Raw genomic sequence first — 12,832 nt, 5'->3', positions numbered from 1 at the left:
CTGGCGGTAGATTTTTGATCATTAAAACGCGTTATTTGCGTTTCGCCTTAATTTATTCAAGCATTAAGGAAGATTATATGCCGCAACAAAATTATCTGGATGAACTCACGCCTGGTTTTACGCCATTACTGGCAATAAAAGAGGCTTCGCGTTGTTTATTATGTCACGATGCGCCCTGTAGTCAGGCTTGCCCGGCGCAAACCGATCCGGGGAAATTTATTCGTTCTATTTACTTTCGCAATTTTAAAGGCGCAGCGGAAACTATCCGGGAAAATAACGCGCTTGGCGCTGTCTGCGCCAGAGTCTGTCCGACGGAAAAATTATGCCAGCGCGGATGTACACGTTCCGGAATAGATAAACCTATTGATATTGCACGCCTGCAACGTTTTATTACCGATTTTGAACAGCAGACTGCCATGCAGATTTATCAGCCCGGGAGTAAAACACGCGGGAAAGTCGCGATTATTGGCGCGGGTCCGGCAGGTTTGCAGGCAAGCGTGACGCTCACGCATTTAGGCTATGACGTCACCATTTACGAAAAACAGCCGCAGCCCGGCGGATGGCTGCGTCACGGCATCCCGGCATTTCGTCTGCCGCAAAGCGTACTCGATCAGGAAATTGCCCGCATTGTAGAAATGGGCGTCAATATTAAATGTAATTGTGAGGTGGGCGGGTCGCTATCGCTTGCGCAACTCAAAGCCGAATATCGCGCCGTGCTGATGACCGTCGGGATGTCCTGTGGCTCTGATTTACCGTTATTTGAGCAAGCCAGTCACGTAGAGATTGCCGTTGATTTTTTACAGCGCGCCCGTCAGGCCGACGGCGATATTAGCGTTCCGCGTAGCGCATTAATTATTGGCGGCGGCGACGTAGCGATGGATGTCGCCAGTACGTTAAAAATTCTCGGCTGTCCTTCCGTCACCTGCGTGGCGCGGGAAGAATTAACCGAATTCCCCGCCAGCGAAAAAGAATTTACCAGCACGCAGGCATTAGGCGTATCGATTATTGATGGTTTTACGCCTGTCGCCGTCAGCGGAAATAAAGTGACCTTCCACCATGTACGCCATTCAGGAGAACTGACGCTGGAAGCGGAAAATATTATTTTGGCCGTGGGGCAGCACGCGCGACTGGATGCCTTTGCGGAGATAAAAGCGCAGCGTAATATTATCGACACGCACAATTATCAAACCGACGACCCGGCGATCTTTGCCGCTGGCGATATTGTTAAAGGTGATAAGACCGTCGTTTATGCGGTAAAAACCGGAAAAGAAGCCGCTCAGGCTATTCATCATTATTTAGAGGAGGCCTGCTCATGTTAACAAAAGATTTGTCTGTTACCTTTTGCGGCGTTAAGTTTCCCAATCCGTTTTGCCTTTCTTCTTCTCCGGTAGGCAATTGTTATGAGATGTGCGCCAAAGCCTATGATACCGGCTGGGGCGGGATCGTTTTTAAAACCATTGGTTTTTTTATTGCCAACGAAGTCTCTCCACGTTTTGATCACCTGACGAAAGAAGATACCGGTTTTATTGGTTTCAAAAACATGGAGCAAATTGCTGAGCATCCGCTGGAAGAGAACCTGGCCGCCATTCGAAGGTTAAAACAGGATTATCCGGATAAGGTGCTGATTGCTTCCATCATGGGAGAAAATGAGCAGCAGTGGCAGGAACTGGCGCGTCTGGTTGAAGAAGCCGGCGCGGATATGATTGAGTGTAACTTCTCTTGCCCGCAGATGACCTCGCACGCCATGGGAAGCGATGTAGGGCAAAGCCCGGAGCTGGTTGAAAAATACTGCCGCGCCGTAAAACGCGGTTCATCTTTGCCAATGCTGGCGAAAATGACGCCGAATATTGGCGATATGTGCGAAGTCGCGCTGGCCGCCAAACGCGGCGGAGCCGACGGTATCGCCACCATCAACACCGTGAAGTCCATTACTAACATCGACCTGAACCGCAAAATCGGGATGCCGGTGGTTAACGGTAAATCCAGTATCTCCGGTTATTCAGGAAAAGCGGTGAAACCCATTGCGCTGCGTTTTATCCAGCAGTTGCGAATGCACCCTGAACTGCGCGATTTCCCGATTAGCGGTATCGGCGGCATTGAAACCTGGGAAGACGCTGCCGAATTTCTGCTGCTGGGCGCGGCGACCCTACAGGTGACGACAGGCATTATGCAATACGGTTACCGCATTGTAGAAGATATGGCGAGCGGCCTCAGCCACTATCTGGCCGATCAGGGATTTGCCTCATTACAGGAGATGATCGGGCTGGCGAATGGCAATATTATCCCGGCGGAAGATCTGGATCGCAGCTATATCGTCTATCCGCGGATTAATCAGGAGAAATGCGTCGGCTGCGGACGTTGCTATATCTCCTGCTATGACGGCGGCCATCAGGCGATGGAGTGGGATGAACACAGCCGCACGCCGCATTGCAATACGGAAAAATGCGTCGGTTGTCTGCTGTGCGGTCATGTCTGCCCGGTCGCCTGTATTGATTTAGGCGAGGTCAAATTTAAAAAAGGCGAAAAAGAGCACGCGTTAACGCTGTAGCTCGCGGTATGAAGCCCGGCGCGCAGTTTCGCTGCGCCGGGTTATCTGATAAGCAAAGTAATAGGTCTGGATAACTACTTCTTACGCGCGTATTTCAGCGAGTCCAGCGCCACGGCGAAAATGATAATGCCGCCTTTGATAATGTACTGCCAGTACGGGTTTACCCCGATATAGGTCAGGCCATAGTTGATGACGGTAAAGATAATGACGCCGGTCACCACGCCGAAGACCGTCCCCACTCCGCCGCTAAACGATACGCCCCCGACCACGCACGCGGCAATCGCATCCAGTTCATACATAAAGCCGAGGTTGTTGGTGGCAGAACCAATACGCCCTGCTTCCAGTAAGCCGCCGAAGGCATAAAACACGCCGGAGAGCGCATAAATCATCAGCAGATTCAGCGCCACGTTTACGCCAGAAACTTTCGCCGCCTCCGGGTTGCCGCCAATAGCAAAAATGTTTTTACCAAAACGGGTCTTATTCCACAGCACCCAGACAAACGCTACCGCAATCAGAGCGTAAAAGGTGATGTATGAGAGCCGGAAACTGCCCATCGCCACAAAGCCCTGTGCAAAGGTGGAAAAGCCGCTGTCAAAGCCGGAAATGGGCGAAGCGCCGACAAAGTCATAGTAAAGGGAGTTGATCCCATAAACGATAATCATCGTGCCAAGCGTGGTAATAAACGGCGTCACGTTCAGGTAAGCAATGATGATGCCGTTCACCAGGCCAATAACCGCGCCAATCGCGCAGACAATCAGGATGACCAGCGCAATCGGCATGGTCGCCATTTCCGGAAACACTTTGTTGGCGTTTTCCATTGATTGCAGTAATGTTGCCGCCACAACCGCCGCCAGCCCTACCTGACGCCCCGCCGACAGGTCTGTCCCCTGGGTGACGATGAGTCCCGCCACGCCCAGCGCGATAATAATACGTACCGAAGATTGCGTCAGAATATTACTTAAATTCAGCAAACTTAAAAAAGTCGGGTCCTGGAAAATAATAATCGCCAGCAGCACTAAAAGAACGACGTAAATTCCGCCCTCTTTCAGCCAGGTCAAAAAGCTTTTCTTGTTTAACGCACTCATAAGGAGCCCCTGATCTTAAAGGTGCAAAGAAGCAAGACGCAAAATTTCGTTTTGCGTTGTTGTTTTAGTATCGACAATGCCGGAAACGAGACCGTTACTCATCACCAGGATACGATCGGTAATCCCTAACAGCTCCGGCATTTCAGAAGAGATAATGATGATCCCCTTGCCTTTTTTCGCCAGTTCCGCAATAAGCTGATAAATTTCAAATTTTGCGCCGACATCAATGCCGCGGGTCGGTTCGTCCAGCATTAATATTTCCGGCTGCGTTAATAGCCAGCGACCAATGATCACCTTTTGCTGATTGCCGCCGGAAAGCGAACCAATTTGCGTGCGATGCCCCGGCGTTTTTACCCGCATGGAATCAATGACCCATTGGGTGTCGCTTTTCATCCGGGAATTATCCAGTAACCCCACTTTATTTTTATAATTACGGATATTCGAAATTAATGAGTTAAATCCGATATCCAGATAGGCATAAATTCCGGTAGAACGACGCTCTTCTGTCACCAGCGCAAAACCGTGGTTAATCGCTTCGTTCGCAGTGTGATTATTAATTTTCTTGCCATGTAAAGTGATTGTCCCGGACGACTTCTCACGAATGCCAAACAGCGTTTCGACGATATCGGTACGCTTTGCCCCAACCAGACCGGCAATGCCCAGAATTTCGCCCTTGTGCAAATCAAAGGAGACATCGCGAATGGAAGGCTGGCGTAGCGAGGTCAGGTGACGAACCTCCAGGATCACGTCGCCCGGCTTATTTTCTTTATCCGGAAAGCGCTGGTTCAGGGAACGCCCGACCATCATCGCAATGATCTTATCCATATCCAGCCCTTCCAGCGGCTGGGTGGCAATCCACTGACCGTCGCGCAAGATAGTAATTTCATCGCACAATTGAAAAATTTCTTCCATTTTATGCGAGATATAAACAATGCCGCAGCCGCGTTCTTTCAGCTTGCGAATAATGGTGAACAGATGATTAACCTCTTTCTCAGTTAGCGATGAGGTCGGTTCATCCATAATAACGATCTTAGCGTTATAGGAAAACGCCTTCGCAATTTCGATCATCTGCATTTGCGAAACGGATAACGTTCCTACGCGCGCGCGCGGGTCAATATCGATATCCAGCTCATCAAATATCGCTTTGGTATCCTGGTACATTTTATCCTGGTCGACAAACATACCTTTGGTGGGATAACGCCCCAGCCACATGTTATCCATGACCGAACGTTGTAATACCAGGTTTAACTCCTGGTGTACCATCGAAATCCCATTCTCCAGCGCTTCTTTCGCCGAATGGAAGTCCACTTCTTTTCCCTGAAATACAATGCTGCCGGAATCTTTTTGGTAAATACCGAAAAGACATTTTAATAATGTTGATTTGCCTGCGCCGTTTTCGCCCATTAATGCATGAATAGAGTGCGGACGAACGTTTAAGTTGACATTATCAAGCGCTTTCACGCCGGGAAATGATTTGTTAATGCCACGCATTTCCAACAAATATTCACCCGACGACGGAGAGATCGTGCTGCCCATAATGATACCCTGTCGGCCTTTTTAATTATGACTATCCGCGCCGGATGGCAAAAGAAATACGTTATCCGGTCTGCGGCGCGTCACCCTTCCACGGTTTCAGGGCGCAACAAAATTGCGCCCACAGACGGAAAAGTTATTTTTGGGTAAATTCGCTCAGATTGTCTTTGTCCACGCCGACATAAGGCACGCGCACGATTTTGTTCTCAATCTTCCAGTTGGTGCCGTCAGCCGCGCCCTTGCCTTCGGCGAGGTTTTTCGCCAGATCGAATGTCGCTTTCGCCTGATTGTTGGCGTCATTCAGTACCGTACCGGCCATCGCGCCCGATTTCACCAGCGCCAGAGCTTCCGGTAACGCATCGACGCCAAAGACCGGAATCGATGATTTATTATGCGCTTTCAGCGCCTCTACCGCGCCCATCGCCATCGCATCGTTATTCGCGATAACCACTTCAATCTTGTTAGCGTTCGGGCCAGACAGCCAGGCATCCATCTTATCTTTTGCCTGCGCGGTATCCCACATGGCGGTGTCTAACGCCAGTTGCTCGGTCTGAATACCTTTATCATTTAACTCTTTCACCACATACGTCGTACGGGCTTCAGCATCCGGGTGCCCCGGCTCGCCTTTCAGCAGAACATACTGAATTTTACCGTCTTTATTCAGATCCCAACCCTGATTCGCCTGCCAGTGTTTGGCAATCAAGTCGCCCTGAATCACACCGGATTCTTTAGAGTCAGTCCCGACATAATACGCCTTGTCATAGCTGTCCAGCGCTTTGCGGGAAGGCTCTTTGTTAAAGAACACCACCGGCACATTTTGCCCGCGCGCTTTCTCAATCACCGTACCGGCGGCTGCCGGGTCGACCAGGTTAATCGCCAGAGCTTTAACCCCTTTCGCCAATAAAACGTCAATTTGATCATTCTGTTTGGACTGATCGTTTTGCGAGTCATTCATCAGTAGCTGAACATCCGGCGCGGATTTGCCATCTTTTTCAATAGCCTTACGCACCACGGACATAAAGTTATCGTCATATTTATAAATCGTCACGCCAATACGAGTATCAGCCGCGTGCGCGTGCGCGCCGAATAACAGACTTGCCATCACGGCAGAAAGGGTCAATACCTTCTTATTCATGGTAGCTCCGGTTTTATTATGTAGGGTATAGCGTAAAAAAATGCCCGGCTGTTCAGCAAGTTAACGCATGTTACTGAACGCCGAAGCGTATTTAGAGCCTATCCCACCAGGCGTTATTGGCGCAGCCAGTTTGGACACGGACAGCGCGCAAAAACCGGAGCGTACACGTAGTACGTGAGGTTTGACTCGCTACGCTCGCCCTTCGGGCCGCCGCAAGCGGCGTTCAAAACGCTAACGCGTTTTGGCGAGCACTGCCCAGGTCCAAAATGGCAAGTAAAATAGCCCTAATGGGATAAGCTCTTATTCAACTCTTTATTTTTGTCCGGTAGTCGCGGGATATTGTGATAACGGTTTTTATAAGCGAAATACCCCAGCAAAACTGACAACTAACTGTTACACATTAGTTACAGTGCGACAAACGTTGTCATCATAGCTATCACAATGTTAATAAACTGTGAATTTACTCACAGATTGAAAACGGTTACATGCGGGGCGTAATCAGTTAGTGATCAGTACCGCATTCTGTCGCCACGCCACCGAATGGCGCCGCACCAGGGTCGGCATAAAGCAGTGCGTCGCCGTGATATCCAGCGTGCCTGCAGCCCCCTGTAACGCCAGCTCGGTCGCGATTTTCGCCATAGAAGCAATAGGATAGCGCACGGTAGTCAACTGAGGATCGGTATAACGAGCAATAGGGATATCATCGAAACCGATGACAGACAGATGCAAGGGAATGGCGATGCCGTTATCTTTTAACGCCGTCAGCGCGCCCGCCGCCATGTTATCGTTATAGGCAAATACCGCCGTCAGTTGCAGATTGCGTCCCAGCAACTCAACCATTGCCGACTCGCCGCCCTGCATATCCGGCGTGCCGGTGCCAATCCAGCTCTCCGACGCAGCAACCCCCTGCTCTTGCAGCGCGTGTAACCACCCTTCTCTGCGCATCGCGTCATCTTCAATACGGTGGCTGGAGGCCAGGTAGCCGATGCGTTGATGTCCATTATTCAGCAACATTCGGGTCGCCATTCTGGCGCCGCTCACATTGTCGAGACAGACACAACGATGCGCATAACCCGGCACGATACGGTTAATCAGCACCATACCGGGGATCTGATCCATAAAGTCGCTCAGCTCGCGATCGGTTAAGGCTTTTGAGTGAACAATCAATGCGTTACAACGCTGACGGATCAAGACTTCAATCGCATGGCGCTCTTTTTCCGCCTCATGATAACTGTTGCCAATGAGAACATATTTCTGGTGCTGCTGCGCGACCAGATCTACGGCTTTCACCAGAGCGCCGAAAAAGGCATCGGAAACATCCATGACCACGACGCCGATGGTGTCGCTCACCTGAGTGGCCAGCGCTTGCGCATTCGCATTTGGCCGATATCCCAGCAGGGTGACGGCCTGCATAACGGCGTCACGGGTGTCGGGACTGACCAACGCGCTGTTATTCAGTACGCGGGAAACGGTCGCTACAGACACGCCAGCCTGGCGCGCTACATCACGAATGGTGATCATATTCACTGCCCTGTTTGAGTTCAAAAATGCTCACAAATGCCCCGTTAGCAGGCGGCTATTTTGTCAGCACCCTGCCCAGGGCTGCGTGAGAAACATCACAGGGATGGAAACGGTTACAGCCATTTTGTTAATGAATGTGATCCAGATCGTTATCTGAGCGATCCTGACGCGCGCAACGTGAGTTGACGCCATAACCACTCGACCGGTCCCTGTCGCCAGAAACGTAGCCAGATGACGGAAAAGAGAAGGTTTATTGCCCATACAGGAACGACAAAGAACAAGAGTTCCAGTCGATTGAATTTCATAAATAAGCCAAACTGATAAAACAGCGTGGTACAGATGATCGTCTGCAGCAGATAATTGGTCAGCGCCATTCGCCCTACGCAGGCAATGGCAAGCGTCAGTCTGCATCGGCTAAGCTGCGGCCAGAAGCCAAACATCAGCGCGGCATAGCCCAGCGTTTGCAACGGCGCGCTCAGTTCGCGCGGCGCCTGCAATAAGAAGGCGCACCAGCGGTACGCCCAGTCCAGCCGCCATTGTAAAATGACCGCAGGCAGGTTGATCATTAGCCCTAACGCCACCAGCAGAACCCCGGTACGGCGATAGTGCCGCAGACTGTACTGACCTTTCAGCCAGCCGCTACGCATTAGCGCGGCGCCCAGCAGCATCATACCTGCCAGTTGCCAGCCATACTGCGCGCCGAGCGCCAGTAAACTATTCGACAGCATCTCTGCCCGGTTGCTGATAGCCTCCATGCCGCCGTTCAGCTTCCAGTATTTTTCATACAATATTGTCGACGCATCCGGCGTCCAGGCGCGGCTGGTTTCGCTACTCGATACCACGCCCAGCAGCAGTAGCACGCCAATCCCGACCAGATAAAGGAGTATGCCGGTATTGAACAGGCTTTTTACCGAAGGCGCGTCGCGTACCAGTCGCCAGCAAATTAACCCGACCAGACCGTAGGCCAGCAGAATGTCGCCGTCCCAAAAGAATAACGCATGGATAAAACCTAACAGTACCAATAGCGTTAAGCGCGACTGAATCCACTGTTTACCACGCGGAAGCAGCATTTGTAGCCCCGCGCCAAACAACAACGCGAACAGCGTAAGAAACTTAGCCTGCGCCACAATATCGAGAATCGCCCAGGACCAGGCGTCTTCGGGAACGATCGCGCCGTACCAGGCGGGATTGAGATAAGCCGCCTTCGGCAATCCAAAGGCGCTAATGTTAAGAAGCAGGATACCGAGGATAGCGACGCCACGTACAAAATCCAGCGTGACATTACGCTCCATCGTCTCCGCCTTAATCATGGATGATGGCGAACGGCACGCAGAAACTCCTGGCGCGTATTCTGGCTGGACTTAAACAATCCACCCAGCGACGTCGTCGTCGTGGCGCTGGTTGCGTCACGAATACCGCGCGCTTTCACGCAGTAATGCACCGCATCAATCGATACCGCTACATTATTGGTGCCGAGCAAGGTTTGCAGCGCCGTCAGAATTTGTTGGGTCAAACGTTCCTGAACCTGCGGACGCTGGGCGAAGAATTGCACGATGCGGTTAATTTTCGACAGGCCGATCACGGAATCTTTGGGGATATACGCGACGGTCGCTTTGCCATCAATGGTCACAAAGTGATGTTCACAGGTGCTGGTCAGCGTGATATCGCGGACGGTGACCATTTCATCCACCTTCATTTTATTTTCAATGAGGGTAATTTTCGGGAAATTGGCATAGTCGAGGCCGGCGAAAATCTCGTCAACGTACATCTTAGCGATACGATGCGGCGTTTCCATCAGACTGTCATCGCTCAAATCGAGATTCAGCAACTGCATAATCTCAGTCATATGCCCTGCGATTAGGCTTTTTCGCGTTTCATTATCCAGTTCATCCATAGGCGGGCGCAGCGGCGTTTCCAGCCCCCGGGCAACCAGCGCGTCATGAACCAGGGCCGCTTCTTTACTGAGTGATGGCATTAATCGTGTTCTCCTGCAGGTGTGGCGCCTCTGCCCTGCATGGGGCAAAGTTTGTCAATATTGTGACAGTGTGATTATTGTGCGTGAGGTAGCGCACATAATCCAGTATTCACGCCCATAATTGTTGAAATTGTCGCTGCCTTTCATGACATCTTTTCCGGTGCGAGAATGCTGGCAGGACAAAGGGCATATTTGTTAACGCAACGTTATTTAAATGATGAAGCATGTTTATGTATTACGGAAGTGAAAGTTACTCACAACGCGGTGAATAATCTGTATTATGAAGAATCTGCATACCTTATCAGGTTCACTATAAAAGGAGCCCTCGCATGGAAATGCTCGAAGAGCACCGATGTTTTGGCGGCTGGCAGCAGCGCTGGCGTCATCATGCCGCCACGCTAAACTGCGCCATGACATTCAGCATTTTTCTTCCGCCGACTCAGGATAATGAACCGCCTCCGGTACTGTACTGGTTGTCCGGGTTGACCTGCAATGATGAGAATTTTACCACCAAAGCAGGCGCGCAGCGTATCGCAGCAGAACTGGGCATTGTATTGGTGATGCCGGATACCAGTCCACGCGGTGAACAGGTCGCCGACGATAGCGGATACGATTTAGGCCACGGCGCCGGGTTTTATCTCAATGCCACACAGCCGCCCTGGGCCAGCCATTATCGCATGTACGATTACCTGCGCGATGAGCTTCCGGCGCTTATCCAGACACAGTTTAACGTCAGCGACCGTTGCGCCATCAGCGGGCACTCGATGGGCGGCCACGGCGCATTAATCATGGCGCTGAAAAATCCGGGCAAATACACCAGCGTCTCTGCTTTTGCGCCTATCGTCAACCCCAGCCGCGTGCCGTGGGGAATCAAAGCGCTTACCGCTTATCTCGGCGAAGATGAATCAGCCTGGAGTGAGTGGGATAGCTGCGAATTAATGCTGGCCAGCCAGCCGCAGGACGCCATTCCTGTGCTCATCGATCAGGGCGACAGCGATCAATTCCTCGCCGATCAACTTCAGCCAGCCGTACTGGCGGAAGCCGCGCGGCAAACCGCCTGGCCGATGACGCTACGAATCCAGCCTGGCTACGATCATAGCTATTATTTTATTGCGTCCTTCATCGAGGACCATCTGCGCTTTCATGCCCGGTATTTACGGGGCGAGCGTGAGACGTCACCAACATAATGAATTTTCCAGCGCCGCGCTGTAGTTCACCTCCTCCGACTGCGGCGCGGAAGATTTATTATTTAAATCCGCGGCCTGCTGGCGTACCTGAAGGCGGCCGCTGCCCTCTCCGCCTTCATAACTTTCGTGAAAATTACGCAGCTCGGATTCAAACAGCACCGCATCAAGATTATGCAACTTATCCAGCGCCCGCAGGAGAGAAATTAACGTATCAAGATTGAGCCCTCCCCCCTTCTCGATACGCTTGATGGTAGCGATGCCAACGTGCGCGCGATCGGCAAGCTGCTGCTGGGTCATCGAAAGAGACAGACGCGTCTCCTTTAAGCGGGCGCACAACGACAGGATAATCTCGTCGTTATTCATCGTATTGTATTTCACGCTGTTACCCTCTCTTGCGCGGCTGAATTTTCCCCAGCGAACCATGATACGTTTCACGGTATTTAGCGCTCATGTCTTTACCGGTCTCGTACATCGCAGCAATGATCTCATCGAGCGAGATACAGGGTTCGCTTACGCGACTCATCGCCATCGTCGCCGCGTTTATCGCTTTCACGGCAGAGATGGCGTTTCTCTCTATGCAGGGAATTTGTACCTGTCCGCCCAGCGGATCGCAGGTCAATCCCAGATGATGTTCCATGGCAATTTCAGCGGCGCTCAGCGTTTGCTCCACGGATGCGCCCATCAGTTCAGCCAGGCCCGCCGCCGCCATTGAGCACGCCACGCCGATTTCCCCCTGACAGCCAACTTCAGATCCCAGAATAGAGGCGTTTTGTTTAAACAACATCGCGATAGCGGCGGCGGTCAGGAAGAAACGGGTCAGAGCACCGGGCTCCAGCGGCGTGACAAATTTATCATACCAGCAGAGCGCTGCCGGAATGATGCCGCACGCGCCATTGGTTGGCGCGGTAACAATCTGTCCGCCGCTGGCATTTTCTTCGCTTACCGCAATCGCGAAGGCATTGACCCAGTTCAGCGCGGTTAAAAAATCGCTGGTGGAACGGTTAGCCTGTAACGTCTTATGTAACGCACAGGCGCGCCGCGGTACCTGATAGGGACCGGGTAATACCCCCTCAGTATGCAGGCCGCGATAAACCGCCTGCTGCATCACGTCCCATATTTGCGCCAGATAATTCTGCAACGTCTGTGGCGAGTGGCGGCACAGCTCATTTTTCATCATCAGCGCCGCAACGGACAGGCCATTACGTCGGCACAGCGCCAGCAACTGCGCGGCATGACTAAATTCAAAGGGCGACACTGTACGCAAAGGAAGCGATGGCGTCAGCGGCTCGCCATGTTTGCGAACTTGTCCGGCGCCGGTCGAAAACCAGGTCTCTTCATACACCGTGAAATAATCATCTCTGGCGCGAAACGTCATGGCATAAGGATGGCCTGGATGCGCCTGGTGATTGGCGATAATCTTGACTTTTATCGTGATTCCGCCCGCGTCGGAGAGCGGGAGTTCGATTTTGTTTTCATTTTCCGCACGCTTAATCACCGCCATATGCGAACGGAGATCGACATTCTCCGGCTGGCAACCCAGCAGCCCAAGATAAAGGGCGGTATCCACATTGTGGCACTTGCGGCTTAACGATAACGCGCCATACAGCTCGATTTCAATTTCCCGAATTAGCGGCAACGTCTCTTGTTCTCTGAGCAATGAAATAAAGTGACAGGCGGCGCGCATCGGCCCTACGGTACGTGAGCTGGATGGACCTATTACTATTTTGAATATATCAAGGCAACTCTCCATCGTTATATCAATCCTTTCAGTGTCATTCGCGTTCAGTAATAAATAACATCCTCGCACAGTTGGCATATCAAAAGTGATACCTTTTGTGTCTGAACTTT

11 protein-coding genes are annotated in these 12,832 nt (G+C 51.7%); 3 read left to right on the top strand and 8 right to left on the bottom strand.

Annotation, left to right across the window (positions count from 1 at the left end; genetic code table 11):
* Positions 1 to 77: 77 nt before the first annotated feature.
* Both NBA72_RS19655 and preA read left to right on the top strand, forming a co-directional pair.
* Complete coding sequence (locus NBA72_RS19655) at positions 78 to 1,319, top strand: NAD(P)-dependent oxidoreductase (RefSeq protein WP_042949179.1); 1,242 nt, start codon at positions 78 to 80, stop codon at positions 1,317 to 1,319.
* Entirely contained in the window at positions 1,313 to 2,548 is a 1,236-nt protein-coding gene (preA, locus tag NBA72_RS19650) for an NAD-dependent dihydropyrimidine dehydrogenase subunit PreA (protein WP_000956095.1), read from the top strand. Before NBA72_RS19655 ends, preA begins: the two co-directional genes overlap by 7 nt.
* 74 nt (positions 2,549 to 2,622) lie before the next feature.
* Here the strand turns inward: preA and mglC are convergent, their stop codons facing one another.
* The 6 genes from mglC to folE form a co-directional block, all read right to left on the bottom strand.
* Positions 2,623 to 3,633: a galactose/methyl galactoside ABC transporter permease MglC gene (gene mglC, locus NBA72_RS19645; RefSeq protein WP_001275101.1), complete on the bottom strand. Its 1,011-nt coding sequence runs from the start codon at positions 3,631 to 3,633 to the stop codon at positions 2,623 to 2,625.
* Between the two features lie 15 nt (positions 3,634 to 3,648).
* Positions 3,649 to 5,169, bottom strand: a complete 1,521-nt coding sequence (mglA, locus tag NBA72_RS19640) for a galactose/methyl galactoside ABC transporter ATP-binding protein MglA (RefSeq protein WP_000535913.1) — start codon at positions 5,167 to 5,169, stop codon at positions 3,649 to 3,651.
* Between the two features lie 133 nt (positions 5,170 to 5,302).
* Positions 5,303 to 6,301, bottom strand: coding sequence for a galactose/glucose ABC transporter substrate-binding protein MglB (gene mglB / locus NBA72_RS19635; protein WP_001036942.1), 999 nt, complete (start codon positions 6,299 to 6,301; stop codon positions 5,303 to 5,305).
* Positions 6,302 to 6,799: 498 nt separating this feature from the next.
* Positions 6,800 to 7,822 carry an HTH-type transcriptional regulator GalS gene (galS, locus tag NBA72_RS19630; RefSeq protein WP_000628634.1) on the bottom strand — a complete coding sequence of 341 codons (1,023 nt, stop codon included), beginning with the start codon at positions 7,820 to 7,822 and terminating at the stop codon, positions 6,800 to 6,802.
* Positions 7,823 to 7,971: 149 nt separating this feature from the next.
* On the bottom strand, positions 7,972 to 9,114 hold the full coding sequence (yeiB, locus tag NBA72_RS19625) for a DUF418 domain-containing protein YeiB (RefSeq protein WP_042949176.1): 1,143 nt from the start codon (positions 9,112 to 9,114) through the stop codon (positions 7,972 to 7,974).
* A gap of 14 nt (positions 9,115 to 9,128) precedes the next feature.
* Positions 9,129 to 9,797: a GTP cyclohydrolase I FolE gene (folE, locus tag NBA72_RS19620; RefSeq protein ID WP_001139611.1), complete on the bottom strand. Its 669-nt coding sequence runs from the start codon at positions 9,795 to 9,797 to the stop codon at positions 9,129 to 9,131.
* Between the two features lie 329 nt (positions 9,798 to 10,126).
* Here folE and fghA point away from each other — a divergent pair, with 329 nt between their 5' ends.
* Positions 10,127 to 10,984: an S-formylglutathione hydrolase gene (gene fghA, locus NBA72_RS19615; protein ID WP_042949017.1), complete on the top strand. Its 858-nt coding sequence runs from the start codon at positions 10,127 to 10,129 to the stop codon at positions 10,982 to 10,984.
* Here the strand turns inward: fghA and NBA72_RS19610 are convergent.
* Both NBA72_RS19610 and NBA72_RS19605 read right to left on the bottom strand, forming a co-directional pair.
* Positions 10,973 to 11,362 (bottom strand): helix-turn-helix domain-containing protein, encoded by a 390-nt coding sequence (locus NBA72_RS19610; protein ID WP_000876817.1) that lies wholly within the window; start codon positions 11,360 to 11,362, stop codon positions 10,973 to 10,975. The two genes, fghA and NBA72_RS19610, sit on opposite strands and share 12 nt — an antisense overlap.
* A 4-nt stretch (positions 11,363 to 11,366) precedes the next feature.
* Positions 11,367 to 12,734, bottom strand: a complete 1,368-nt coding sequence (locus NBA72_RS19605; RefSeq protein WP_023199587.1) for an L-serine ammonia-lyase — start codon at positions 12,732 to 12,734, stop codon at positions 11,367 to 11,369.
* Positions 12,735 to 12,832 lie beyond the last annotated feature (98 nt).

Origin of the sequence: Salmonella sp. NW1250, from assembly GCF_051812965.1 — a bacterium.
Lineage (GTDB): Bacteria > Pseudomonadota > Gammaproteobacteria > Enterobacterales > Enterobacteriaceae > Salmonella > Salmonella enterica.
This window is presented reverse-complemented; position numbering and strand designations above follow the sequence as displayed.

Bases quoted from the DNA above. Each gene is read 5' to 3' on its own strand.
- NBA72_RS19655 (WP_042949179.1), top strand. From the start codon at position 78: ATGCCGCAACAAAATTATCTGGATGAACTCACGCCTGGTTTTACGCCA.
- preA (WP_000956095.1), top strand. From the start codon at position 1,313: ATGTTAACAAAAGATTTGTCTGTTACCTTTTGCGGCGTTAAGTTTCCC.
- mglC (WP_001275101.1), bottom strand. From the start codon at position 3,633: ATGAGTGCGTTAAACAAGAAAAGCTTTTTGACCTGGCTGAAAGAGGGC.
- mglA (WP_000535913.1), bottom strand. From the start codon at position 5,169: ATGGGCAGCACGATCTCTCCGTCGTCGGGTGAATATTTGTTGGAAATG.
- mglB (WP_001036942.1), bottom strand. From the start codon at position 6,301: ATGAATAAGAAGGTATTGACCCTTTCTGCCGTGATGGCAAGTCTGTTA.
- galS (WP_000628634.1), bottom strand. From the start codon at position 7,822: ATGATCACCATTCGTGATGTAGCGCGCCAGGCTGGCGTGTCTGTAGCG.
- yeiB (WP_042949176.1), bottom strand. From the start codon at position 9,114: ATGGAGCGTAATGTCACGCTGGATTTTGTACGTGGCGTCGCTATCCTC.
- folE (WP_001139611.1), bottom strand. From the start codon at position 9,797: ATGCCATCACTCAGTAAAGAAGCGGCCCTGGTTCATGACGCGCTGGTT.
- fghA (WP_042949017.1), top strand. From the start codon at position 10,127: ATGGAAATGCTCGAAGAGCACCGATGTTTTGGCGGCTGGCAGCAGCGC.
- NBA72_RS19605 (WP_023199587.1), bottom strand. From the start codon at position 12,734: ATGGAGAGTTGCCTTGATATATTCAAAATAGTAATAGGTCCATCCAGC.